Source organism: Rhizobium sp. BK591 (assembly GCF_014195045.1).
Classification (GTDB): domain Bacteria; phylum Pseudomonadota; class Alphaproteobacteria; order Rhizobiales; family Rhizobiaceae; genus Rhizobium; species Rhizobium anhuiense.
Genome location: NZ_JACIAZ010000007.1, coordinates 44,024 through 68,292, shown reverse-complemented (window position 1 = coordinate 68,292; position 24,269 = coordinate 44,024). Strand labels below are relative to the sequence as shown.

Below are 24,269 nucleotides of genomic sequence, written 5' to 3'. Positions count from 1 at the left end.
GTAAAATGGATGAGAGGCGGCGGCCTTTGGGACGTGGTCTTCGGATGGTACTGTTTTCTCTCGTATCGATGATCGTGGATCCGGCGGTTGATGAAAGTGTAGGGCCGGATTCTGGCGATGCAATATGCCAATTGAATGACTTGCGGGTTAGAAATTGTAGCTGCGATCGGAGCCGATCCCGGCTATCCAATCGCCCCACCCGTGGGCGAGATATCCGACAGAACAGCGGGGTGCCACACGGCACGCCCCTGAAGCAGCCAACACCGCCGCCGAATGAGCGCTTGAAATTCCCCGCCAACAATGCAAGCAGACGCGGAGACCAGAGAAACGGCAGAGTGCAATGATCATTTCATTCGACATCGGCGGCACCGCCATCAAAGGGGGCATCGCCCGCTCCGAGACAGACATCGTTCCCCTCGGCCGCCGCCCGACGCCGAAGGATGATTTCGCCGCTTTCGTCGAGACCCTGCGCGACATTATCGCTGAAACCGGCGAACGGCCGAGCCGCATCGCGCTTTCCATCGCCGGCGTCGTCGATCCCGATACCCAGCGCCTGATCTGCGCCAACATTCCCTGCATTCACGGCCGCACGCTCGCGGCCGACCTCGAAACCGAGCTCGGCCTTCCGGTGCTGATTGCCAACGACGCCGACTGTTTCGCCATGGCCGAAGCCGGCCTCGGCGCCGGCCGCGGCCACCGCATCGTCTTCGGCGCCATCCTCGGCACCGGCGTCGGCGGCGGCTTGGTTGCCGACGGACGCCTCGTCAATGAGGCCGGCGGTTTTGCCGGCGAATGGGGTCACGGGCCGATCATCGCATCCGCAGCAGGCAATCCACCCGTCGCCATTCCCGCCTATGCCTGCGGCTGCGGCCAGAAGGGCTGCGTCGACACCGTCGGCGGCGCTCGCGGCCTGGAGCGGCTGCATCAGACGCTGCACAATCTCGACCTTTCCAGTGAGGAGATCATCGCCCAGTGGCGCCAGGGCGAGGAGAAGGCGACACGCACGATCGACGTCTATGTCGATCTCGTCGCCTCGCCCTTGGCGCTAACGATCAACATCACCGGCGCGACCATCGTCCCGGTCGGCGGCGGGCTTTCCAATGTCGAGCCGCTGCTGGCTGAACTCGACCACGCCGTGCGCGCCCGCATCCTGCGCAAGTTCGAGCGCCCGCTGGTGGTGCGCAGCGAATGCCGCATCGAGCCCGGCCTGATCGGCGCAGCCCTGCTGGGGTTGAAGGCCGAGGCGGCCTAAATCCAGAGGACTCCCTAAAGCACCGGCCACATCCGCACGATCGCTGCGAACCGATCCCAGTCCTTGCGCGCCAAAGGCGTCCAGGCAGCCTCGGCAACGGCCGGAAGGCGCGGAAAAGCCAGCCGGTTGAAATAGGCGCAGGACAGGAAGTTCTCGGTCCAAATGCAGGCCTGGATGCCACGCATCTTCTGCTGCAGCGCCTCCGGCAGCTCGCCCTCGGCCTCATAAGCATAGGTGTGTTCCGGCGGGTTGAACCCCGCCCAGCCCGCGCCGGGTTCGGCCCAGGCTTCGGCCTGCGCCATGTCGAGATAATAGGCCTGGCCCGGCGTCATCACCACGTCGTAGCCTTCCTGTGCCAGCTCGATGCCGACGGCAGGCTTTTCCCAGGCCATCAGCAGCGTGCCGTCGCGCTCGACGCCGCCGCCATGCGAGACCTCGTTCCAGCCGGCGAGCTTCCTGCCGCGCTCCGACAGCATGGCTTTGATACGTTTCAGGAAATAGGATTGCAGCTCGGCGGTGCCGGCAAGTTTCTCCCGCTCCATCAATGCCTTGCAGAGCGGCGAGGAAAGCCAGGAGCCCTGCGCCACTTCGTCGCCGCCGATATGAAGATATTCGCTGGGAAACAGCGCCACCATCTCGTCGAACACCTTGCCGAGGAATTCATAGGTGAATTCGACAGCCGGATTGAGGGCATTGTTGGGATAACCCTGCACCGAGCGGTAGCTGTCCGGCGCCTCCTGCCCGTCGACAAGCGCGGGTAGCGACAGCAGCGTCGCGCTGCTGTGGCCGGGAATATCGATTTCCGGCACCACGTCGATGTGCAGAGAGGCCGCATGCGCAACGATCCGCCTGACATCGTCCTGGGTGTAATGGCCGGAGCGCGGTTCCGCCCCGTCGCCGAGTTGCGGCATGAGCACTTCATCAGGCCCGCGCCGCGCGCCGATCTCCGTCAGTGCGGGATAGGCCTTGATCTCCAGCCGCCAGGCTTCGTCGTCGGTCAGATGCCAGTGGAAGATGTTGAGCTTGTTCCAAGCGAGAATATCGATCAGCCGCATGATATCGGCCACCGGATAAAACTGCCTGGACACGTCGAGATGACAACCGCGCCAGTCATAACGCGGCTGGTCGGCGATCGTGCCGAAATTGGGGAATTTGAAGCTCTCACGATCGGCGCGGCCGCCATGCAGCAGCTGCGCCAGGCTGATCAGCCCGTATTGCCGCCCAGCGGCATCGGCACTCGACAGAACGATCTCATGCGCGGTGAAACGCAATTCATAGGCAAAGGCGGCGATCGAGGATTCGGTGACGAAACGAATGGCCCGTCCGCCTTTGACGGCACTGAGGGAGAACGGGACGTTGTCGGCCGGATAGAGCCGCTGGTAGAGTTCCAGAACCAGGGCGAGCGCCTTGACCGCATCGGGCCGCGTCCGCTCGGCCGGATAAAGGACGACGGGCAGCTCTCCTGCCTTCAGCCCGAGAGCCAGCGGCCAGGGCAGCAGCGCATAGGGCTCCTCGGCCCGACCCGGCGGCAGAAGCGGCGGCGCCACGCCGCCTTCCCGGCCTTCGAGCATGAGATCGCCGAAACCGACGGGAACATGGCGCCCGTCGCCAAGTGTCAGATAGGCCGATTTGATACCTGATGTCGCATGTTTCGGCTCTCTGGTCAGGCCCTCGACGGTGAACCGCCAGCGCCCCCCGGGCGCCACGCTCAGGCCGTCGCTCGGTAGGAATTCGTGGAAATGCGCGAGCTGCTGTTTCAGGCTGCCGCCATCGCAGACATGTTTGTCGGCAACGCGCGTTTCCGAGGTGTAGGCCAGCGAGAAGCCGGAGAGCGGCTCGGCCGAAAGATTGAACAGCGTGAAGGTCAAGCGCCCAAAGCTGCCCTCGATCGGGCTCCAGGTTGCTTCCAGATGGTAATCGGCCATGGTCGTGCCCTGCCCCGTCGATGAGTGACCGGGATCGCGACTGGACTCCCGGCGTGCTTTCGCAGCTTAGCTTTTTCGAGGCGGCAATGGAATCGGCGCGCAGGTTCAGGGCGGGCTGCAGCATGAAAACCGTTCAAAGCCTTCCAACCAGGCTCTACGGGTTCAACAGCGGTGCATCTTGGTCGGGATCTGCGGGCCTGCAAGGAAAACGGCGCGGCTTTCGCCGCGCCGTCCTCACTCTGCGGCCAACGCCGGCGGATGTCTGTCATCCGCCTCTTCCTGGATGGCGTCGGCATGCTGGCCTGGCTCGTCCTTCGCCTTCGGCTCCCGGCCGAAGAAAAGGGCGTAACCGGCGGGCAGAACCAGAATGGTGAGCACTGTGGCAACCAGGATGCCGCCCATCATCGCGTAGGCGAGCGGACCCCAGAAGACGCCGCGCGAGATCGGGATAAGCGCCAGCACGGCGGTCAGCGCCGTCAGCATGATCGGCCGGAAACGCCGCACGGCCGCGCCGACGATCGCCTCTTGCCGGTGCATGCCGGCTTTGATATCCTGGTCAATCTGGTCAACCAGGATGATCGAGTTGCGCATGATGATGCCGAGCAGCGCGATGACCCCGAGGATCGCCACGAAGCCGAAGGGCGCGCCGCTGATCAGCAGTGCCGCCGCCGCACCGATAATGCCGAGCGGCCCGGTGGCGAGCACCAGCATCGCCTTGCCGAAATGCTGCAGCTGTATCATCAGCAGCACGATGATGACGGCGAGCATGATCGGCGCCTTGGCGGCGATCGACATCTGGCTTTCCGCCGCATCCTCGGCGCCGCCCTGGATCTCGACTTTATAGCCGGCCGGCAGGCTGTCGCGCAGGTCCTTCATGTCGGCATACATCTTCATCACCACATCGTTCGGCTGCACATCGTCGGGCAGCGTCGCACGCACGGTGATCGTCGGCAGGCGGTCGCGCCGCCATTCGATGCCCTGCTCCATGACCGGCACGACCTTGGCGACCTGCGAGACCGGCACGAAGCCGCCGAAGTCCGTCGGCACATAGACAGAGTTGACCGCCGACAGCAGCGAACGGCTGGCATCCGGCTCGCGGGCGACGATCGAGACCGTCTCCTCGCCGTCGCGGAAATCATCGAGCGCCGCACCCGACATGGCAGTCTGCAACATCTGGCGAACGCGCTGCGAAGTGACGCCGAGTGCCCGGGCGCGATCCTGGTCGATCACCAACTTCATCGCCGGCACCTGCTCCAGCCAATCGTCATGGATGGCGCCGAGCATCGGATTGGCCTGGAAACGCGCCTTCACCTGATCGGCGATCGCCCTGACTTCCCCGCGGTCCGGCCCCATGACGCGCATTTGGACGGGCCAGCCAGTCGGTGGGCCGAGGAAGAGGCGGTCGACCTTGCCGCGAATGTCGGGGAAGTCTTCCGCCAGGATCGTCCGCAGCTTGGTGATCAGCCGCTCGCGCGCCGGTTCGTCATTGGCCATGACGAGCAACTGGGCGAAGTTCGGATTGCGCAGCTGCTGGTCGAGCGGCAGGAAGAAACGCGGCGCGCCTTCGCCAATATAGGTGGCGATGAACTTCTTGTCGGGGTCGTCCATCATCTTGGCTTCGAGCGCCTTTGCCTGCACCTCGACTTCCTTGATGCTGGTGCCCTCGGGCAGCCAGAGATCGACGAGGATTTCCGGCCGCGAGGACTGCGGGAAGAAATTCTGCGGGATGAACTGGAAGGCCCAGAGGCTGGTGACGAAGGTGCCGAGCGTCAGAAGCAGCACGATGACCCGGTGGCGCACCGCCCAGCCGACCGTGCCGCGCAGCCGGCGATAGAAGCCGGTGTCGAAGGCATCGTGATGCTCGCCGGCGTGATGGCGCTGCTTGAGGATCATATAGCCGAGCCACGGCGTGAAGTAGACCGCGACGAACCACGAGGTCACCAGCGCGATACCGACCACATAGAACAGCGACCGCACATATTCGCCGGCCGTCGATGCGGCAAAGCCGACGGGGATGAAGCCGGCCGTGGTGATCAGCGTACCCGTCAGCATCGGGAAGGCGGTCGAGGAATAGGCGAAGCTCGCCGCTTCGATCTTGACGAGCCCCTCCTCCAGCTTTCGCTCCATCATCTCGACGACGATCATCGCATCGTCGACGAGCAGGCCGAGCGCGATGATCAGCGCGCCGAGCGAGATGCGCTGCAGGTCGATGCCGAGTTCGTACATCAGCGCGAAGGTGGCTGCGAGCACCAGAGGAATGGCGATGGCAATGACGAGGCCCGAACGCCAGCCGATCGACAGGAACGAGACAACCAGCACGATGACGAGGGCTTCGCCGAGCGCATGCATGAATTCACTGATCGCGTCCGTCACCACGTCGGGCTGGTTGGCGATCTGATCGACCGAGACGCCATAAGGCAGCGCCTCCTCGAAGCGCTGATAGGTCGCCTCCACATCCTTGCCGACATCGGTGACGTTGAAGCCCTTGGCCATGACGACGCCGACCTGAACGCTCTCGTGGCCGTTGAAACGGTACTTGCGCTGATAGGGATCTTCGAGCCCGGAACTGACGGTGGCGATATCGCCAAGCCGCGTCACCTGGCCGCCGGCGCGAAGGCGCAACTCGCGAATATCGGTCGCCTTCTTCACGTCGCCTTCGACGGATATGCGCACCGAGCGCAAGCCGGTATCGACGGAGCCGGCCGGATCGACATTGTTCTGGCCCTTGATGGCATTCTGCAGATCGAGGATCGTCAGGCCGCGCTCGGCGAGCGCCTTGGACGAGACGTCGATATAGATCTTCTCAGGCTGGTCGCCGATGATCACGGCCTTCTCGACGCCCGGCGTCGTCAGCAGCATGTCGCGCGCCTGGATCGCGAATTTCTTCAGTTCCGGATAGGAATAGCCGTCGCCGCTGATCGAATGCAGTGTGATGAACGTGTCGCCGAACTCGTCGTTGAAATAGGGGCCGAGCAGGCCCTGCGGCAGCTCGCTGGAGATGTCGCCGACCTTCTTGCGCACCTGGTAGAAAGCGTCCGCCACATCCTTCGAATTCGTATCGCCCTTGACCTGCAGGGTGATGATCGCACTGCCCGCCCGCGTATAGGACTTGACCCAGTCGATATGCGGAGTTTCCTGCAGCTTGCGCTCGATCTTGTTGACGACCTGATCTTCCATCTCCTGTATGGAAGCGCCCGGCCAGATCGCCTGAACGACCATGACGCGGAAGGTGAATTCGGGATCCTCGCGCTGGCCCATGCGCATCAGCCCGAGCACGCCGGTGATGATGATCAGCCCGAAGAGGAAGCGGGCGATGCTCGGATGTCCGATTGCCCAGCGCGACAGGTTGAAGGGCCGCTTCTCGGTGGTGGTGGCGTCCATGGTCTTATTCCCTATCCTATGGCCCGATCAGCGGACGGTCTGGTCCGTGGCGGCCAGGGCCGACTGCTGGTCCGGCACCTTCACCTTCAGGTTTTCGCTCATGAACTGCGTGCCGGCCGCAACGACGAGATCGCCGCTGTCGAGGCCCTCGATCACATGCACGCCGTCGCCGGTGAAATCGGCGACCTTGATGTCGCGGCCATGCACAGTCGACGTATTGCGATCGACGGTCCAGACCATCTTCTTGCCGTCCTTCTCGGCGAGCGCGCTGAGCGGGATCGAGACATAGCTGTTGCCATTGCTGACATCGGCCTCGATCGTCGCCGTCATGCCGAGCAGCACCTGCGGATCGTTCGGCAAGCTCACGCGAACCGCAAAGGTGCGCGATTGCTGGTCGGCGCTACCGGAAACCTCCCGCACCTTGCCGTCGAGCACCAGCCTGTCGTCGGCCCAGAAACTGGCCTTGACTGTCTTGCCCGGCTTGAATTCGGCAATGTCGTTTTCCGGAACCGCGATCTGCACTTCCTTCTCGCCGTCGACGGCAACGGTGACGACGGCGGTGCCGGAGCCGACGACCTGGCCGGTATCGGCATTGATCGCGGTGACGATGCCGTTCTGACCGGCCTTGAGCTCGGTGTAGCTCACCTGGTTTTTCGCCTGGTCGAGCGCCGAAAGGGCGGCATCGCGCTGCGAGATCGCCTGGTCATGGCTGAGTGAGGCCTGTTCAACCTGAGACTTCGGGGCGACACTCTTGTCGAAAAGCTGCTCGGCGCGTTTGTTGACGAGATCGGTGGTTTCGACACCCCTTTCGGCCGCGGCGAGATTGGCTTCGGCCGTCCTGACCGCCAGCTGGTAATCCGTGGCGTCGACGCGGGCAAGAACATCGCCCGGCGTCACCCGGTCGCCGATATCGACGAGGCGTTCTGTGATCTTGCCGGCGACGCGGAAACCGAGGTTCATCTCCGTGCGCGCCTTGACCGAGCCGGAATAATCGAGCTTGCGCGTGTCGCCGGCCTTGGCGATCTCGACGACCTTCACCGGCCGGACGACTTGCTTGACCTCAGCCTTCTCTTCCGAGCACGCGGAAACGCCGATGCCAATCGCGCCGACGAGCGCGAGACTGGTGACGGACGGCATGCGGTAGCTGAGGGTCTTGAGCGAAAACATCTTCCGCACTCCTGGATCGTTTCGGGGGTCTCGACGGCGGCTGCCGTCCATTATTTCTTCAGCGCCCTGATCACGTAGTCGATCAGTTCGTCGACGCTTGCGCGGTTGGTTTTGGCAAGGCATTGGGCCACCATTTGCGGATGGCAGAGATTGATCGTCGCCGCGCCGAAGCAGCGCGAGGCAACGACCGGGTCCTGCTCGACGAACTCGCCGGCGGCAATGCCTTCGGCAATGATTTCGGCAATGAGATCATGGACGCGGTCGATATGTTTTTCGATGACGTGCCAGTCGCGCTCGATCGCGACGATGATCATCTCATGCACCTTCATCTCATCGAGCATCAGATCCAGCGTCAATTGATGCTGGGTCTCGACATAGCGGCGCAACCGCTCGCTGGCGCTGATCGGCTGATGGCGGATGTCGTAGGCGATCTGATAAGCGGTGGCGAGCATGCGCCCGCAGAGCGCCTGGTGGATTTCCACCTTGGAGGCGAAGAAACGATAGATATTGGCGGGCGACATGCCAAGATCGCGGGCAATGTCGGCCACCGTCGTCTTGCTGTAGCCATAATGCCGAAACAGCCGCTCGGCCGCATCAAGAATGCGGGTGACATTCTCCTGCCGAGTGATGTCGAGCGTGTTTTCCGCAATCTCGTCCATGATTTTCGATGCCTCGAATTACGACTGACGAATTTTGAATTTCGTCAGTCGTAAAATATCAGGCGTCACTTGTCAACATCCCTGAGCGCAGTACAGCTCTCGGCAGGACGGCCATTTGGTCGTGTGAGGGATTTTCTGAAGCAGATGGACGATGGCGGTCGGGCGCAATTGAAAAGTGCCGCGACGCGAAACGCGCGCGGCACCTCATCGGCGGCCGGAAATCAGGCGAGCTTGACGTCGAGCGTGATCGGAACGGAGGCGAGCGCCTTGGACACAGGGCAACCGGCCTTGGCCTTGTTGGCAAGCTCGGTGAAGGTCGCCTCATCGGCACCGGGAATACGGCCAGAGAGCGAAAGATGGATGGCGGTGATGGCAAAGCCGCCCTCGACGCTTTCCAGCGTTACCTTGGCGGAGGTTTCCATATGCTCGGCGGTAAAGCCGGCTTCGCCGAGGATCAACGACAGCGCCATGGTGAAGCAACCGGCATGGGCTGCGCCGATCAGTTCTTCCGGGTTGGTGCCAGCAATGCCTTCGAAGCGACTTGCGAAGCCGTAGGGATAGTCCTTCAGGGCGCCGCTCTGCGTCGAGATCAGGCCTTTGCCGTCCTTGAGGCCACCGGTCCAATGGGCCGAAGCCGTACGATTGATCTGCATGCCGTCCTCCTGTTTCGATTGTGCTTTCGAGCAAGCGGCAGGGCGCCGCTCCATGCCCGCGGGAGATCAAATAGCCTTCCCGAAGGGCAATATAATGCTCTATCCGGAGAAGACGACAGGCCTGTAAAAATCAGCGAAAATCGAAGCCCTTTCAGCCGGGATGCTGCAAGACGCTGAGACCACCGTCGATCGTCAGGCAAGTGCCATTCATGAACGGGCATTCGTCCGAAATCATGAACACGGCCGCCATGGCGATCTCCTCCGGTGTCGCGATGCGCCCGCCGGGATGCAGCCTCATCGTTTCGGCCTTTGCCGCTTCCGGATCGGGGAAGCTGTTCCAGTAATCGATCACCTTCTGTGTCGAGACATAGCCCGGCGCCAGTGCGTTGACGCGGATATTGCGGGCCGCATATTCGAGACCCAGGGATTTCGTCATCCCGAGCAGGGCGTGTTTTGCCAGCGGATAGGGAAATGTGTGCGGGATGATGGTGAAAGCGTGCGTCGAGGCAATGTTGAGAATGACGCCGCCGCCCTGTTCGATCAGGCCGGGCAGCACCGCCTTGCAGCAGTTCCAGGCGCCCTTGAGATTGATGTCGAAGCAGCGGTTCCATTCCTCGTCCGTCGTCTCGAGTGGTTCGGCAAAGACATTCACCCCGGCATTGTTGACGAGCGCGTTCAGCTCTCCGATCTCTTCCTTCGCCTGGGCCACCAACGTCGTGATCGTTCCGGCATCGGTAATGTCGGCCGGCAGATAACCAAGCCGGCCGCCACTGCTCTGAAGCGCTTTCGCTGCCTTCGCCAGCCGCGCCGCATCGCGATCGACGAGAAAAACGGCGGCATCCTCCCGCATGAAAGCCTTTGCCATCGCAAGACCGATACCCTGCGCGGCACCCGTGATCAGGATGTTCTTGCCATGCAGGCGGCTGCCCATCTATCTCACCTCCGATTGAACCGGCAGTTCCGACATCAGGATCGTCACCGTGCCGGCAAGAGCCTCCCCCGGCGCAAGCCGCCTGAGCCCACCGAAATCGGGCAGGTGGTGGCCGTTCGGCAAGTGGCTCATCGGCTCGAGGCAGAAGAAGTCGCCGCGGGTGACGGGCATATAGAGCATGAAGCGATCGAGCGCACCATCGGCTTCGAGCGCCGCCTGAATTCCAAGTTCCGGCCAGGTGATAGCAGCCCGTCCGTTCCAACCCTCGAAGGCATTGTTCATCCATTTCTGCGGCAACAGCCTGCCGGACCTGAAATCGAAATCATCGGGCACGGGGCCGGGCATATCGGGAAGATGGTCGGGTCGCTCGCTCCAGTAACGATCGGCCGCAACCATCAGCCTCGTCTTTGGCGTCCGCGCGAAGAAGGGATGCTGACCGAGCCCGAAGGGAAGAGCGGTTTCGCCCCGGTTTTCCACGAAAAGTGTCAGCACCAGCGCATTGCCGGCGAGACGGATCTCCTGCCGGGTGAGATAGGCATAAGGTGAAACACTGTCGGCGCCCCGGGAAAAGCAGAACTGCGCGTGCTCCGGGCTCGAGTCTTCAAGCTGCCAGAGGCTGAGCCAGCCATCGCCATGCCGATAGAGCGGATCGGCAGTATTCGGCTGGAAGGTATAGTCGCGATCGGCAAAGGACATGACATTGCCTTCCACGCGGTTGCCCAACGGCACCATCGCGAAATTTGCCATCGTTTCTTCAGGCCCGCCGGCCGCAACGAGAAAGGGCACGCCCCGATATGTTGCGGCGGTGACGGCGGCACCCCGATGGCTGACCCGGACGACGAGGTCGCCGTGCCGCAATTCGATTTCGTCGCCGGCTCTTCCTTGGTTCATCCGCGTCGCCCCGCAGCTGAAGACCTCAAATTGTCGAGCAGCACCGCGATCAGCAGGATCAGCCCACGTACGACATATTGATAGAATGCCTGGATATTCAAGAGGTTCATGACATTTTCGGCAATGCCCATGATCAGCACGCCGACGATCACACCGCTCATCGCCGCTCTGCCGCCGGCCAGCGAAACACCGCCGAGAACGCAGGCCGAAATCACCGAGAGTTCGAGTCCCGTCGCTGCATTCGGCTGGCCGGAGGTGATGCGCGAGGCAAGCAGGATGCCGGCAACGCCGCAGACGAGACCCTGCAGCGCAAAGATCCAGATGCGCATGTTGACGACGTTGACGCCCGCAAGCCGCGAGGCCTCGGGATTGCCGCCGATCGCCAGGGTGTTCTTGCCGAAGACGGTGCGGTTGAGAACGAAACCGAAGAGGATGAAAAGGATCAGCATGATCCAGATCGGCGTCGGCACGGTCAGGAAACGCGACAGGGCAAGCTGGTAGAAGGCAGGATCGTTGATGCCGACGGCGCGACCATCCGAGGCGATCAGCGCCAGCCCGCGCACGATCTGCATGGTCGCCAGCGTGGTGATCAGCGCATTGATGCGAAAGCGGGCGATGACGATGCCGTTGACGAAGCCGACGAGGGCCCCGCACAACAAGGCGGCGAGCAGCCCGAGGGGAATGGAGCCCGTCGCATTCGAGACCATCACCGCGATCATGCCGGAGAAGGCGACGATCGATCCGACCGAAAGGTCGAAATCGCGAGACGCCAGGCAGAACATCATCGTACAGGCGACGATGCCGATCGTGACGACCGACTGAAGCAGCCCCAGCATGTTTCGCTCGGTCAGAAAGTTCGGCACGAAGAGCGAGACGATCACGAAGGCAGCAGTGAAGATCACCACCAGCCCCTGTTCGCCGAGAAGGATTTTTTTCACCGAATGCATCGTCCGTGTTCCCAGTCTTAAATGGTGCCTGCGGCATTCTTGTCGGGGAGCGCCGCCGTCAGGATGCTGCGCTCGTCGAAATCTTGGCGGGCGACATTGGCCGCCACCCTGCCCTGGCACATCACCATGATGCGATCGGAGATGCCCATGACTTCGGGCAACTCGCTTGAAATCACCACGATCGCCATACCGCCGGCGGCAAGCTCGTAGAGGATTTCGTAGATTTCCGATTTCGCCCCGACGTCGATGCCGCGCGTCGGCTCGTCGATGACGAGAACCTGGATGCCCTGCTCGGACAGCCAGCGGCCGAGAATGACTTTCTGCTGGTTGCCGCCGGAGAGATTGATGATGTCCTGCTTGCGCGACGGCGTTCGCACCCGAAGCTTGGCGATGAACTGGTCGGCGAGCGCCGCCTCTTGTCTCAGGCTCAGAATGCCGAAGGGCGAAAAATGCCGGCGCGACGAGATCGCGATATTCTCTTCGATCGATCGGCCCTGGACGATGCCGTCGAACTTGCGGTCCTCGGGGCACAGCACCATGCCGGCATTGATCGCCGCTTTCGGATTGTTCGGCGAAACGGCGACGCCGTCGATCGTCACTTGGCCCTGATGCCGGGCATCGGCGCCGTAAAGCAGCCGCGCCATCTCGCTGCGGCCGGCGCCGATCAGACCGAAGAAGCCGAGAATCTCGCCCTGGCGGACCGAAAAGCTGATCGGGTGGCGCAGCCTCGGCCCCGACAGGCCCTTGACCTCTAGCCGAACGGCGCCGAGCGGACGTTCGCGCCATCCCCAGACATTGCTGATCTCGCGTCCGACCATTTCCGAGATGATCTGTTCGCGCGTCGTTTCGCCGATTTGAGGATGGTGGGCGGCAAGCTTGCCGTCGCGCAGCACCGTCAGGCTGTCGCAAAGCCTGAAAATTTCGTCGAGACGATGCGAGACATAGAGGATGACAGTTCCCTTCGCCTTCAGTGTCTCGATGAGAGAAAACAGGATCTCGCTTTCGCGTGAGGAAAGCGAGGAGGTCGGCTCGTCGAGCGCGATTACCCGTGCATCGAGCATGACGGCCTTGGCGATCTCGACCATCTGCCGCGCGCCGATCGAAAGTGAGGCAACCTTGGCCGCGGGATCAACTTCGATGCCGATCTCTTCCAGCTTCGTGCGCACCGTCTCGATCAACGTCTTCGAATGGATGACGCCGCCCTTGGCCGGAAAGCGCCCAAGCCAGAGATTTTCGGCGACCGTCAACTCCGGAACGAGCTGTAGTTCCTGATGGATGACGATGACGCCGGCATGGAAGGCGTCGCGGACGGAGCCGTATTTCTGCTCCTCGCCGTCGATGAGGATGGTGCCGCTATCGGCGGCCTGGTCGCCTGACAGCACCCGGATCAGCGTCGATTTACCGGCGCCGTTTTCGCCCATCAGGCCGTGGACGGCGCCCTTCTCGACAGGGAAGGAAACATCCGCCAGCGCCTGCACGCCGGGATAACCCTTGGAAATATTGTTGAATTCGAGGAAAGCCATCGTCGCTCCGTCGAGAAAGACCCGGCGGCGCTGAGCGGCCGCCGGGCATATATCATCCTCAAAGGACGATCACTCGATGCCAAGATCCTTGCGAACCTTGTCGTAATCGCCGCGCAGCGCCAGGGAACCGGCGGTCAGCGTCAGTTTTGCCGGCTCCTTGCCGTTGGCGATCCAGTCATACATGTTGAGCGCCGTCTCATAGCCGTGACGCTTCGGTGAGATGATGACGGTGCCGAAGAAGCCCGTCGCAGCCGGCTTCTTGAATTCGTTGATCGCCGATTCCGCGCCGCCGATGCCGACACCGATGACGTTGGCCGCCGGAATGCCGACCGACTCGGAGGCACGGACGGCGCCGAGAACGGCTTCGTCGTTGAGGCCGAAGGCGACCCAATATTTCACATCGGCATGTTTGTTGAGAACGGTGGTTGCCGCATTGAGCGCCGCTTCCGTGTCGGTCTTTGCCTGCGGCGCGTCATAGATGTTCTCGGCCGGGAAGCCGGCGGACTTCAGCACCGAGATCGCCCCTTCGACGCGGTCGACGGCAGTCGGTAGCTGGTCGTAGGAGACCCGCACCGCACCGACATTTTTCATATCCCAGCCGCGCTTCTTGATTTCGTCGACGATGGCCTGGCCGACGGTCTCGCCGATCTTGGTGGCAGAAATGCCCATATGCGGTACGTCTTCCAACGGCTTGCCATCGGCGCTGACGAGGCGGTCGTCGACCGTCATCAGCTTCAGTTGGTTGGCTTCAGCCTTGGCGACGATGCCGGGGCCGAGTTTGACGTCGGGCGTGCAGATGATGAAGCCCTGCGCACCCTGGGCGCCGAGATTGTCGATCGCCGACTGCACCTTCTCGCCGTCTTCGGCGCCGATCTTGACGACGGTGAAGCCTTTTTCCTTGGCGGCCTGGTCAGCGAATTTCCATTCGTCCTGGAACCACGGCTCCTCGGGCTGCTTGACGATGAACCCAATCTTGACGTCTGCGGAAAATGCCGAGCCGGCCGCCAGAATGGCGAAAGTGCCAGCCAGGATGGCTGCTTTGAACAAGCGCATGTCTCTCTCCCTGAACTCTAAAAACCGAGCAGCTGCCTCCCCGGCAGCGCCCTATGAATTATGATAAATCATCATACCAGTCAATTGCCAATGTATGATGATTGGAATAATAGGATTATTGACGAGAGGCCGGGAGGAAGCGTCGCAAAGCGGATCGAATTCGGATAATGAGGTTCGATTGCTTCGCGCCGGAGATAGAGCGGAGAGGTGAGTTGGAAACAATCGAGCGACAGGACGCGGCCGAAAAGCGCCGACCGCGCGTAGGCCGCAACGTCACGGCGGCGATCGCTCAGGATATCTGCGCGGACCGCTATCCCTCAGGCACGCCGCTGCCGCGCGAGAACGACCTGTGCGAGCTCTACGGCGTCAGCCGCACCGTCATTCGCGAATCGCTGAAGGTGCTGGAATCAAAGGGCCTCGTCCGCGGCAAACCGCGGGTCGGAACCACCGTCTGCGACCGGGACGACTGGAATATACTCGATGCCGACGTGCTCGAGTGGATCGGCCCTTACATCAAGGATTTCGACCTGCTCGGCTGCATTCTCGAAGCCCGCCGCACCATCGAGCCGGCAGCTGCGGAATATGCCGCCGAGCGGGCCAGCGCCCAGGAGATCGCCGATCTCGACAAGGCCTGGCGGCAGATGCGCGACAGTGCCCGCGACCCGGAAAGCTTCACCGAGGCCGATGTCATGTTCCATACGGTGCTGCTCACCGCCAGCCACAACCAGGTCTTCCGCCGCCTGTCGAGCGCCATCCATGCGGCGCTGAAATATGCGCTGCATGCCTCCAACATCGCCGTCGAGAATCGCGAGGATGCGGTCATCGTTCACGGCCAGTTGGTCGAGGCCCTGCGCATGCGCGACAAGGCGGGCGCCCGCGAATGCGCCAACCGCATGCTCGATCTTGCGGTGCGCGACCTTGCCGCCGCCGAAAAGGCGATCGGCAGAACGAAATGATGGATCACCACCTGCGGACATGCCGATCGCAAACCCGGGAAGAGACTGAAAGACAGCGATGAAGATCACCAAACTCACCACTTATATCGTGCCGCCGCGCTGGCTGTTTTTGAAGGTCGAGACCGACGAGGGCATCGTCGGCTGGGGCGAACCGGTCGTCGAGGGCCGGGCGCTGACTGTTCAGGCGGCCGTCCACGAACTGGAAGACTATCTGATCGGCAAGGATCCCTTCCTGATCGAGGACCACTGGACCGTGATGTATCGCGGCGGCTTCTATCGCGGCGGCGCCGTTCATATGAGCGCGATCTCGGGCATCGACCAGGCGCTCTGGGACATCAAGGGCAAGGCGCTCGGCCAGCCGATCCATTCGCTCCTCGGCGGCCAGCTCCGTGATCGTATCAAGGTCTATTCCTGGATCGGCGGCGACCGTCCCTCGGATGTCGCCAACAATGCCAGGGAGGTGGTTGCCCGCGGTTTCAAGGCGATCAAACTCAATGGCTGCGAGGAGATGCAGATCGTCGACACCAACGAGAAGGTGGAGAAGGCAGTCGAAACCATCGCCGCCATCCGCGAAGCGATCGGCCCGCATATCGGCATCGGCGTCGATTTCCACGGCCGTGTGCACAAACCGATGGCGAAGGTTCTCGCCAAGGAGCTCGATCCCTACAAGCTGATGTTTATCGAGGAGCCGGTGCTTTCGGAAAACAAGGAAGCGCTGCGCGATATCGTCAACCATACCTCGACGCCGATCGCGCTCGGCGAACGGCTCTTTTCGCGCTGGGACTTCAAGCAGGTTCTGTCCGACGGCTATGTCGACATCATCCAGCCGGATCTCTCCCATGCCGGCGGCATTACCGAATGCCGCAAGATCGCGGCGATGGCCGAAGCCTATGACGTGGCGCTGGCGCCGCATTGCCCGCTCGGCCCGATCGCGCTCGCCGCCTGCCTGCAGGTCGATGCCGTCAGCTACAACGCCTTCATCCAGGAACAGAGCCTCGGCATCCACTACAACAAGGGCAACGACATCCTCGACTACATCTCCAACAAGGAGGTGTTCCACTATGCCGATGGTTTCGTTTCGATCCCGCAGGGTCCCGGCCTCGGCATCGAGGTCGACGAGGCTTATGTCATCGAACGCGCCAAGGAGGGCCATCGCTGGCGCAACCCGATCTGGCGGCACGCCGACGGCAGCTTCGCCGAGTGGTGAGAGCGCATAACCCCGAAAATCGGAACCGATTTTCGGAAAGGATTATGCGCCACTCAAAGTGATTGGGCCGCTCAAAGCGGCCTTTTTTCGTTCACCGTGTAGGATATCGCGTGTCTCCTCCGTCATAGTGGAAACTCAAAGAGGAGATTTCATGATGGCCAGAGCAATCGCAATCATCGTCGCGCGCATCATCTTCAGTTTTGTGTTCTTCATGGCCGCCGGCTTCAAATTCGCCGATATCGCCGCGACGGCGGGCTATATCACCGCCGCAGGCTTTCCGATGGCGACATTCCTGGCCTGGGTCGCCGCCTTCTTCGAGATCGCGCTGGCGCTTGCCCTCATATCGGGAGCCTTCTTCACCGAGGCCAGCCTGCTCGCAGGCATCTATGTGATCTTCCTCGCCTTCGCCTTCCACGGCCCATCCCATTGGCAGCAGAACCAGGCCGAGTTCGGCTTCTTCATCGATCACTTTACCTTCCTCGCCGGCCTGCTCTTTGCCGCCGTCCATGGGCCGGAGAAATGGGCGTTGAACCACAGCCTCCTCAGATAGCCCGAACGACCGGCGCTCCTTGCGGAACCAAACAACCGCGCCGAACATTGGCTTACCGGCAAAACGGCAAGGAGAGCCCATGGAACTGAAAGGAAAGATCGCATTGGTGACAGGCGCCGGTTCGGGCATCGGCAAAGCCGCCGCCTTGCGGCTTGCCGCCGAGGGAGCAAGGGTCGCAGCATTGAGCCGCACAGCGGAAGAAGTCGAGAAAACCTGCGCCGAGATCGAGGCCGCCGGCGGCCAGTCGATGGCGTTGACGGCAGATACAAGCGACGAAGCTCAAATGCGGGGCGCCGTGAAGCAACTGACCAACACCTTCGACGGCCTCGACATCGTTGTCGCCAATGCCGGGATCAACGGAGTCTGGGCGCCGATCGATGATCTGCAGCCGGATGAATGGGACAAGACCATCGCCGTCAATCTGCGCGGCACCTATCTGACCCTGCATCTGGCGGTTCCGCATCTGAAGCGCCGCGGCGGTTCGATCGTCGTCGTTTCGTCCATCAACGGCACCCGTACCTTCACCACGCCGGGCGCCACCGCCTACACCGCAACCAAGGCCGGCCAGGTCGCCATGGTCCAGCAGCTCGCCCTCGAACTTGGTCGGCACGGCATTCGCGTCAATGCCGTCTGCCCCGGCGAGATCGAGACCAATATCGGCGCCAACACGAACAGCCGCCATCGCGAAGAGACCGAGGTGCCGGTCATCTGGCCGCAGGGGGATATCCCGATCGCCGGCGGCAGGGCAGGCAAGAGCGAGGACGTCGCCGAAACCATCCTCTTCCTCGCCTCCGACCGCGCCCGACACATCACCGGCACGCCGATCTGGATCGACGGCGGTCAGGGTCTGCTGCGATAGTCCTTGCCGATTCTGCCGCGGTCAGCCGTTCAGCCGGGCGCTTTCCAGCGTATAGAGCTGCTGGGCGCGCTGTACGCCGCGCAATGCGTAACGCCCGATGCAGGCGAGTGTCGCGCGCTCCTCCTCCGGGATCGCCGAGGCGAAATCGGAGGACATCAAGAGGTTGAGATCGACCGAGCGGCAGATCGAGGCGATGCGGCTGACCTCGTTGACGGCAGGGCCGATGACGGTAAAGTCCAGCCGGTCCTGGCTGCCGATATTGCCGTAGAAGACGTCGCCGATATGCAGGCCGATATAGACGTCGGTCGCGGCCCGGCCGGCCGCCCGGCGTTCATCATTCAACGTGCCGAGCTTTTCCCGCAGAAGGGATTCGGCGCGTAGGGCCGCGGAACAAGCCTCCGCCGGAACCTCGCCCTTGAAGATCGCCAGCACGCCGTCGCCGATCAGCTTCAGCACGTTGCCGCCGGATGCGTGGATCGCCGTGATCACAGCCTCGCTGTAGTCGTTGAGCAGCGGGATGATCTCCTCCGGCGGCACGCTGTCGGAGATCTTGGTGTAGTTCAGCAGATCGGAAAACCAGAGTGCTGCGGAAATCCGCTCCGATTTGCCGCGGCTGATCTTGCCTTCCATCACCTGGCGCGCGGCGTCTTCGCCGAGATAGACCTCTGCGATGGTGCGGGCGATGCGTCCAAGCGCGATGCATTTGATCGCCAGCCCCAACACCGGCACCAGCTTGCGCAGGATGGCAAGGTCGTGATCGGAAAAGCCCTCAGGATGTTTCGTCGCGAAATGCGAGAAGAAGCAATCCATCTCGCCGATCGTGCCAGCCTCGGAAAAACGATGCATCATCGCCACGAAATCCGTGTGGCCGGCTTCAGCGATCGTATCGAGCAGGCTGAAATCGATCGGATCGCCGAAACCGAGACGCCGGCGGATCTCCCGCTCGTTGCGAGACCAAAGATGATAGAAAGCCGAACGCTGCCAGTTCGACGCCGCTTCCCCCGAGCTCGTCGGACCATATTCGAACTCTGTCTGGATCTCCTCGACGCTGTCCCAGCGGAAAGCACGGCCCTCATGCACCGGATGCAACGTATCCATCAGCGCCAGACCGCGGTCGAGCGGCAGGCCGGCATTACGACAGGCCGCGCAGAAACCGGTCATGAGCTCGGCTTCGGAAACGCCCTTCAGTCCCTGCTCGGTCACCCAGGCTGCAATCGTGCTGACGTCGCTGTAATCCATGGCGCTCACCTTCACTCGTGCTTGGTCTGAGCTGTAGCCCGAATTCGGCATGGAAGGAAAGTCAATTGGCTCAATTGCCCGCGGGCATATTGTAGGGCGTGATGATTTCGACCGTTGAAAGCGAGGGCGAAACCGCCCGCCCCGATGCTTGTGCCCGGCTCATGATCGCCCTGAAGGCCGAGCGCGCATCGGTTCTGAGATCGTGATGCAGCACGAAGCCGATCCGACGCGCGGCAAGCAGGGCGCGATTATCGGCATCGAGATCATGGGCGACGAAGACGCGGACGGGACGTTGGGCCGCATCGAAGGCCGAAAGCACCGCCCGGTTGCCACCGCCGATCGAATAGACGGCGTTGATGGCGGGATCGGCGGCAAGCGCCGCCGCCGCAAGCGTTCCCGTGGCGGCATCGGTGCCGTGCCCCTCGCTGATTTCAGTAATGCCGATGTCGGGATAATGGGCACGGATGCTGCGACGAAAGCCGATTTCGCGCTCTTCCTCGCCGCGGAACCGCCCGCTCGACAACGTCACCAGCACCTTGCCGCCATTGTCCCCGAGGAATTCGCCGATCAGATAGGCGGCGGTCTCTCCCGCCGCCCGGTTGTCGGCGCCGGCATAAGCGATGCGGGCCGAATTCGGCAGGTCGGTCACCAGCGTCACCACGGGAATGCCCGCCGCATCCGCCCGCGCAACTGAAGCAGCCACCTCGGCAACGTCAGGCGCCTTGAGCACAATGCCGTGCGTACCACGCAGCCGGATGCGATCGAGAAGCTGCACCAGTTCGGCCGGCTTCATCACCTCGGCGAAATGGAACCGGCAGCGGAAGACGCCGGGCAGGAAGGCCGCCATCTCCGCTTCGAAGGCATTGCGCACCGCATCGCTGAAACGCTGTGGCGTCTCCATGACGATATCGATCGCCAGCACACGCCCGCTGCCCATCGCCCCCGCCTGCTGCTTCTCCAGCTCAGCGATCGCCGCCTTCACCCGCATCTCCGTCTGCCGACGCACGCCCGGCCTGCCGTTCAGCACCCGGTCGACGGTCGCGGTGCTCAGGCCTGCCTGGAAGGCGATGTCCTTGACGAGAAAGCGATGGACCATGGCCGGGCCTTGATGGTTTTTTGATGGATTTCTGATCTATATCACCTGGCATCGCGGCGTATAGTGCCTCCATCGGAAAGAGGGAGGAGCCCGCCATGAAAACCGACAATCCGCAGAAACTGCGCGCCGACCGCGTCTGGCTGACCGAAGAGGCCTGCGATCTCGACGATTTTCGCGACCTTGCGGAAAAAACGACGGTGCTTGCCGATTACCCCGCAGCGTCTGCGGTCGAAAAAAACGTGCTGATCTATGACAGCCGCAAGGTGATGGCAGCCGCCGCAACGCCGGAAGGCCGGCGCGCCGTGTTGGCGGAAATCTGCGAGGTCTTCGGCGAAGGTCCTGGGGTCGTCGTGTTCAAGCGCGCTTACGAAGACACCGGCATCATCGACCGCGCCAGCACGATCTTCGATGCGATCATCGAGGAGCAGCACCGCACCGCGACCGGCGGCGGCGATCACTTCGCCAAGCCTGGCGCCAACGATCGCATCTGGAATTCGCTGGAAAAACATTGCCTCGCCGATCCGGCAAATTTCGCCGAATATTACGGCAATCCCATCATCGTGCTGGCAAGCGAAGCCTGGCTCGGCCCGAGCTACCAGATGACGGCGCAGGTCAATCGCGTCAATCCGGGCGGCGCGGCGCAGTCGGCGCATCGCGATTACCATCTCGGCTTTCAGTCGTCTGCGGTGATCGAGCAGTTTCCGGCGCATGTGCATCGGCTCTCGCCGGTACTGACACTGCAGGGCGCGGTCGCCCATTGCGACATGCCGCTCGAAAGCGGCCCGACGCTCTTTCTGCCGCACAGCCAAACCTATGTGCCCGGTTATCTCGCGCTGAAACGGCAGGAGTTCCGCGATTATTTCGAAACCCATCATGTCCAGATGCCGCTCGAAAAAGGCGACGTCGTCTTCTTCAATCCCGCCCTTTTCCATGCCGCCGGCACCAACCGCTCGGCCGACATCAAGCGTGTCGCCAACCTCCTGCAAGTCTCCTCCGCCTTCGGCCGGGCGATGGAAACCGTCAACCGCGAGAAGATGAGCGCCAGGCTGTTTCCCGCCTTGAAGAGCTTGCAGGAAAAGCTCTCGCCTGATGAAATCGCCAACGCCGTCGCCGCCTGCGCCGAAGGTTATTCCTTCCCGACCAATCTCGACCGCGACCCGCCGCTCGGCGGACTGGCGCCGAAGACACAGGCGCAACTGATGCACGAGGCGCTGAAGGAAGGCTGGAGCGACGAGGCCTTTACCGCAGCACTTGCGGCGCAGGCGCAGAAGAAGCTGAGCTGATTGGAAGCGTAAGTCTCTTGTATCCGTACTGACACAAGCCTCCCGCATCCGCGGGAGGCCATTCGCACATCATCACAACGGAGGAACCACATGAGCACAGACCACGGCCGTCTCGACGGCAAGATCGCCATCATTACGGGCGGCACGCAAGGCTTGGGCGCCACCATCGCCCGCCTCTTCGCCGAGCGCGGCGCAAAGGGCATCGTCATCTGCGGCCGCAACGAAGCCAAAGGTAATGCGAAGGCCGCGGAGATTTCGGACGTGACCGGCGCCAGGGTCGTTTATGTGAAGGCCGACCTCGGCAAGGTCGAGGAGGCGCAGAATGTCGTGCGCGCCTGCGATGAGGCCTTCGGCCGTGTCGACGCGCTGGTCAATGCCGCCGCCATTACCGATCGCGGCACCATTCTCGATACCAGCCCGGAGCTCTTCGACGCCATGTTCGCCGTCAATGTGCGCGCGCCGTTTTTCCTGATGCAGGAAGCGATAAAGGTGATGCGCCGCGAAAACATCGAAGGCACCATCGTCAACATCGGCTCGATGTCGGCCAAAGCCGGCCAGCCCTTCATCGCCGCCTATTGCGCCTCCAAGGGCGCGCTGGAAACGCTGACGAAGAACACCGCCTACGCGCTGCTGCGCAACCGCATCCGCGTCAATGGTCTGAACATCGGTTGGATGGCCTCCGAAGGCGAGGACCGGATCCAGCGCGAATATCACGAGGCACCGGCCGACTGGCTGGAGAAGGCGGCGGCAAGCCAGCCCTTCGGCCGTCTCGTCGATCCGCACGAGGTGGCGCGCGCCTGCGCTTACCTGTCGTCTTCCGAATCCGGCCTGATGACCGGCTCGGTCATCTGCTTCGATCAGTCGATCTGGGGCGCCTACGACGGCTCGCCGCATCCGGTCGCAGCCCTCTGAGAAAGGCAGAGCCCGGCAATTCCGTCGCTGGGCTCTGGCACCTCCAGGTTTTTGCCGCTAGGAAAAGAACGGCAGCATTCAGGGAGGAAACTGGCATGGGCGACAATCCGATTTATGAGATCCGCGACGAACGCTTCGGTGCAATGATCATCGGCAGCGCCGCCCTCGAGGAGCTTTATTCCGGCTGCCGCTGGACGGAAGGCCCGGTCTGGTTTTCCGACCTGAACTGCCTTCTCTGGAGCGATATCCCGAATGAACGGATGATGCGATGGACACCGGATGGGACGGTCTCCGTCTTCCGTTCACCGTCCAACTACGTCAACGGCAATACCCGCGACCGGCAGGGCCGGCTGGTCTCCTGCGAACATGGCGGCCGCCGCGTCACCCGCACCGAGACGGACGGCACCATCACCGTTCTCGCCGACAGCTATAGGGGCAAGCGGCTGAATTCGCCGAACGACGTCGTCGTGCACTCCGACGGCGGGGCCTGGTTCACCGATCCGACTTACGGCATCCTGTCGGATTACGAGGGCCACAAGGCCGAGCCCGAGCAGCCGACCCGCAACGTCTACCGGATCGATCCGGCAAGCGGATCGATCGACGCCGTCGTCGAAGATTTCATCCAGCCGAACGGCCTTGCCTTCTCGCCCGACGAGACGAAGCTCTATATTGCCGATTCCGGCTCGGCAAAACATGACGTGCCGCGCCATATCCGCGTTTTCGACGTCATCGACGGCAGGAGGCTTGCGAATAGCCGTTACTTCTGCAGCCTCGACGTCGGCAATCCCGACGGCTTCCGCTTCGATGTCCAAGGCAATCTCTGGACGAGCGCCTCCGACGGCGTCCACTGCTTTTCGCCCGAGGGAACGCTGCTCGGCAAGATCAGGGTGCCGCAGACGGTGTCCAACCTCACCTTCGGCGGCCCCAAGAAAAACCGGCTCTTCATCACCGCGACGCGTTCGGTCTATTCGATTTATATCAAGACGACCGGCGCACAATATCCATAGGTCAGGCCTTCAGCTGTCGGGACGCCCATGCAGCGGCTCGGCCCGATGCCAGTTTTCCAGGATGCGGCCATCTGTGTGTTTCTGCTGCGCCCAGCGGATGCCGTTCGAGATCACCTTATGCACGATCTTGTCGTGATAGATCGGGTAGGTTTCGTGGCCGGGGCTGAAGAAGAAAATGCGCCCGCGCCCGCGCTGGAAGGTGCAGCCGCTGCGGAACACCTCGCCACCGGAATACCAGGAGATGAACACAAGCTCGTCCGGCTGCGGAATATCGAAGGGCTCGCCGTACATTTCCGAGGCATTGACCTCGAAATAGGGCGGCAGTCCCTCGGCGATCGGATGCGAGGGATTGACCACCCAGACGCGTTCGAGGTCGCCATCCGGCGTCTCGCGCCAGGAAAGGTTGGCGTTGGTGCCCATCAGCCGGCGGAAGAGCTTGGAATGATGGCCGGAATGCAGGACCAGCAGGCCCATACCCTTCAGCACACGCTGCTGCACGCGGTCGATCAGCCCGTCGCTGACCTCGTCATGCGCCATATGCCCCCACCAGAGCAGCACGTCGGTATCATCGAGCACGCTGTCCGGCAGGCCTTCATCGGGATCATCCAACGTGCCGCGGCGGATTTCGAAATCCGGATGGGCAATACCGGCGGCGATCGCGCCGTCGATACGGTCGGGGTAGATCTCCTGGACCTCCCTGTGGAGCTGTTCGTGGCGTCCTTCGTTCCAGATGGTGACCTTGATTGTCATGGCATTCCTCGATGTTTGGGCGATGGTT

At 62.4% G+C, this 24,269-nt stretch carries 21 protein-coding genes; 8 read left to right on the top strand and 13 right to left on the bottom strand.

Annotated features, from left to right (window positions below; genetic code table 11):
• Positions 1 to 340 precede the first annotated feature (340 nt).
• Positions 341 to 1,252 (top strand): ROK family protein, encoded by a 912-nt coding sequence (locus tag FHX10_RS27385; RefSeq protein WP_063475271.1) that lies wholly within the window; start codon positions 341 to 343, stop codon positions 1,250 to 1,252.
• A gap of 14 nt (positions 1,253 to 1,266) precedes the next feature.
• On the opposite strand, the gene FHX10_RS27380 is transcribed toward FHX10_RS27385, so the two are convergent.
• From FHX10_RS27380 to FHX10_RS27335, 10 genes are all read right to left on the bottom strand, one after another.
• A complete protein-coding gene (locus FHX10_RS27380; RefSeq protein WP_063475270.1) occupies positions 1,267 to 3,177 on the bottom strand; it encodes a beta-N-acetylhexosaminidase in 1,911 nt (636 codons plus the stop codon).
• Positions 3,178 to 3,411: 234 nt separating this feature from the next.
• Complete coding sequence (locus FHX10_RS27375) at positions 3,412 to 6,558, bottom strand: efflux RND transporter permease subunit (RefSeq protein ID WP_047616212.1); 3,147 nt, start codon at positions 6,556 to 6,558, stop codon at positions 3,412 to 3,414.
• 27 nt (positions 6,559 to 6,585) lie between these two features.
• Positions 6,586 to 7,725, bottom strand: a complete 1,140-nt coding sequence (locus FHX10_RS27370; protein ID WP_063475269.1) for an efflux RND transporter periplasmic adaptor subunit — start codon at positions 7,723 to 7,725, stop codon at positions 6,586 to 6,588.
• 50 nt (positions 7,726 to 7,775) lie between these two features.
• The gene (locus tag FHX10_RS27365) at positions 7,776 to 8,384 is read right to left on the bottom strand and encodes a TetR family transcriptional regulator (RefSeq protein ID WP_047616208.1); all 609 of its coding nucleotides are present in this window, start codon (positions 8,382 to 8,384) and stop codon (positions 7,776 to 7,778) included.
• Positions 8,385 to 8,605: 221 nt separating this feature from the next.
• A complete protein-coding gene (locus FHX10_RS27360) occupies positions 8,606 to 9,037 on the bottom strand; it encodes an OsmC family protein (protein WP_047616206.1) in 432 nt (143 codons plus the stop codon).
• Positions 9,038 to 9,188: 151 nt separating this feature from the next.
• The gene (locus FHX10_RS27355; protein WP_047616204.1) at positions 9,189 to 9,968 is read right to left on the bottom strand and encodes an SDR family oxidoreductase; all 780 of its coding nucleotides are present in this window, start codon (positions 9,966 to 9,968) and stop codon (positions 9,189 to 9,191) included.
• Positions 9,969 to 10,859, bottom strand: coding sequence for an aldose 1-epimerase (locus FHX10_RS27350; protein ID WP_063475268.1), 891 nt, complete (start codon positions 10,857 to 10,859; stop codon positions 9,969 to 9,971). It lies immediately after the preceding gene.
• Positions 10,856 to 11,806 (bottom strand): L-arabinose ABC transporter permease AraH, encoded by a 951-nt coding sequence (gene araH / locus FHX10_RS27345; protein WP_047616201.1) that lies wholly within the window; start codon positions 11,804 to 11,806, stop codon positions 10,856 to 10,858. Before araH ends, FHX10_RS27350 begins: the two co-directional genes overlap by 4 nt.
• Before the next feature lie 17 nt (positions 11,807 to 11,823).
• Positions 11,824 to 13,329: an L-arabinose ABC transporter ATP-binding protein AraG gene (araG, locus tag FHX10_RS27340; RefSeq protein ID WP_063475267.1), complete on the bottom strand. Its 1,506-nt coding sequence runs from the start codon at positions 13,327 to 13,329 to the stop codon at positions 11,824 to 11,826.
• 69 nt (positions 13,330 to 13,398) lie between these two features.
• Positions 13,399 to 14,382, bottom strand: a complete 984-nt coding sequence (locus FHX10_RS27335; protein ID WP_063475266.1) for an arabinose ABC transporter substrate-binding protein — start codon at positions 14,380 to 14,382, stop codon at positions 13,399 to 13,401.
• Between the two features lie 212 nt (positions 14,383 to 14,594).
• Here FHX10_RS27335 and FHX10_RS27330 point away from each other — a divergent pair, with 212 nt between their 5' ends.
• From FHX10_RS27330 to FHX10_RS27315, 4 genes are all read left to right on the top strand, one after another.
• Positions 14,595 to 15,338 carry a FadR/GntR family transcriptional regulator gene (locus tag FHX10_RS27330; RefSeq protein ID WP_047616196.1) on the top strand — a complete coding sequence of 248 codons (744 nt, stop codon included), beginning with the start codon at positions 14,595 to 14,597 and terminating at the stop codon, positions 15,336 to 15,338.
• Between the two features lie 58 nt (positions 15,339 to 15,396).
• The gene (gene dgoD, locus FHX10_RS27325; protein WP_047616194.1) at positions 15,397 to 16,545 is read left to right on the top strand and encodes a galactonate dehydratase; all 1,149 of its coding nucleotides are present in this window, start codon (positions 15,397 to 15,399) and stop codon (positions 16,543 to 16,545) included.
• A gap of 154 nt (positions 16,546 to 16,699) precedes the next feature.
• Complete coding sequence (locus FHX10_RS27320) at positions 16,700 to 17,095, top strand: DoxX family protein (protein WP_063475378.1); 396 nt, start codon at positions 16,700 to 16,702, stop codon at positions 17,093 to 17,095.
• Positions 17,096 to 17,174: 79 nt separating this feature from the next.
• Positions 17,175 to 17,954, top strand: a complete 780-nt coding sequence (locus FHX10_RS27315; protein WP_047616659.1) for an SDR family oxidoreductase — start codon at positions 17,175 to 17,177, stop codon at positions 17,952 to 17,954.
• 21 nt (positions 17,955 to 17,975) lie between these two features.
• Here FHX10_RS27315 and FHX10_RS27310 read toward each other — a convergent pair whose 3' ends face one another.
• Both FHX10_RS27310 and FHX10_RS27305 read right to left on the bottom strand, forming a co-directional pair.
• Complete coding sequence (locus tag FHX10_RS27310; RefSeq protein ID WP_063475265.1) at positions 17,976 to 19,193, bottom strand: adenylate/guanylate cyclase domain-containing protein; 1,218 nt, start codon at positions 19,191 to 19,193, stop codon at positions 17,976 to 17,978.
• Positions 19,194 to 19,263: 70 nt separating this feature from the next.
• Positions 19,264 to 20,289 (bottom strand): LacI family DNA-binding transcriptional regulator, encoded by a 1,026-nt coding sequence (locus FHX10_RS27305; RefSeq protein WP_063475264.1) that lies wholly within the window; start codon positions 20,287 to 20,289, stop codon positions 19,264 to 19,266.
• A 95-nt stretch (positions 20,290 to 20,384) separates the two neighbouring features.
• Here FHX10_RS27305 and FHX10_RS27300 point away from each other — a divergent pair, with 95 nt between their 5' ends.
• The 3 genes from FHX10_RS27300 (at position 20,385) to FHX10_RS27290 (ending at position 23,491) form a co-directional block, all read left to right on the top strand.
• A complete protein-coding gene (locus FHX10_RS27300; protein ID WP_063475263.1) occupies positions 20,385 to 21,572 on the top strand; it encodes a phytanoyl-CoA dioxygenase family protein in 1,188 nt (395 codons plus the stop codon).
• A gap of 90 nt (positions 21,573 to 21,662) precedes the next feature.
• Positions 21,663 to 22,484: an SDR family oxidoreductase gene (locus tag FHX10_RS27295; protein ID WP_063475262.1), complete on the top strand. Its 822-nt coding sequence runs from the start codon at positions 21,663 to 21,665 to the stop codon at positions 22,482 to 22,484.
• A 95-nt stretch (positions 22,485 to 22,579) separates the two neighbouring features.
• The gene (locus FHX10_RS27290) at positions 22,580 to 23,491 is read left to right on the top strand and encodes an SMP-30/gluconolactonase/LRE family protein (protein WP_063475261.1); all 912 of its coding nucleotides are present in this window, start codon (positions 22,580 to 22,582) and stop codon (positions 23,489 to 23,491) included.
• 9 nt (positions 23,492 to 23,500) lie between these two features.
• On the opposite strand, the gene FHX10_RS27285 is transcribed toward FHX10_RS27290, so the two are convergent.
• Entirely contained in the window at positions 23,501 to 24,241 is a 741-nt protein-coding gene (locus FHX10_RS27285) for a ThuA domain-containing protein (protein WP_063475260.1), read from the bottom strand.
• Positions 24,242 to 24,269: the final 28 nt, after the last annotated feature.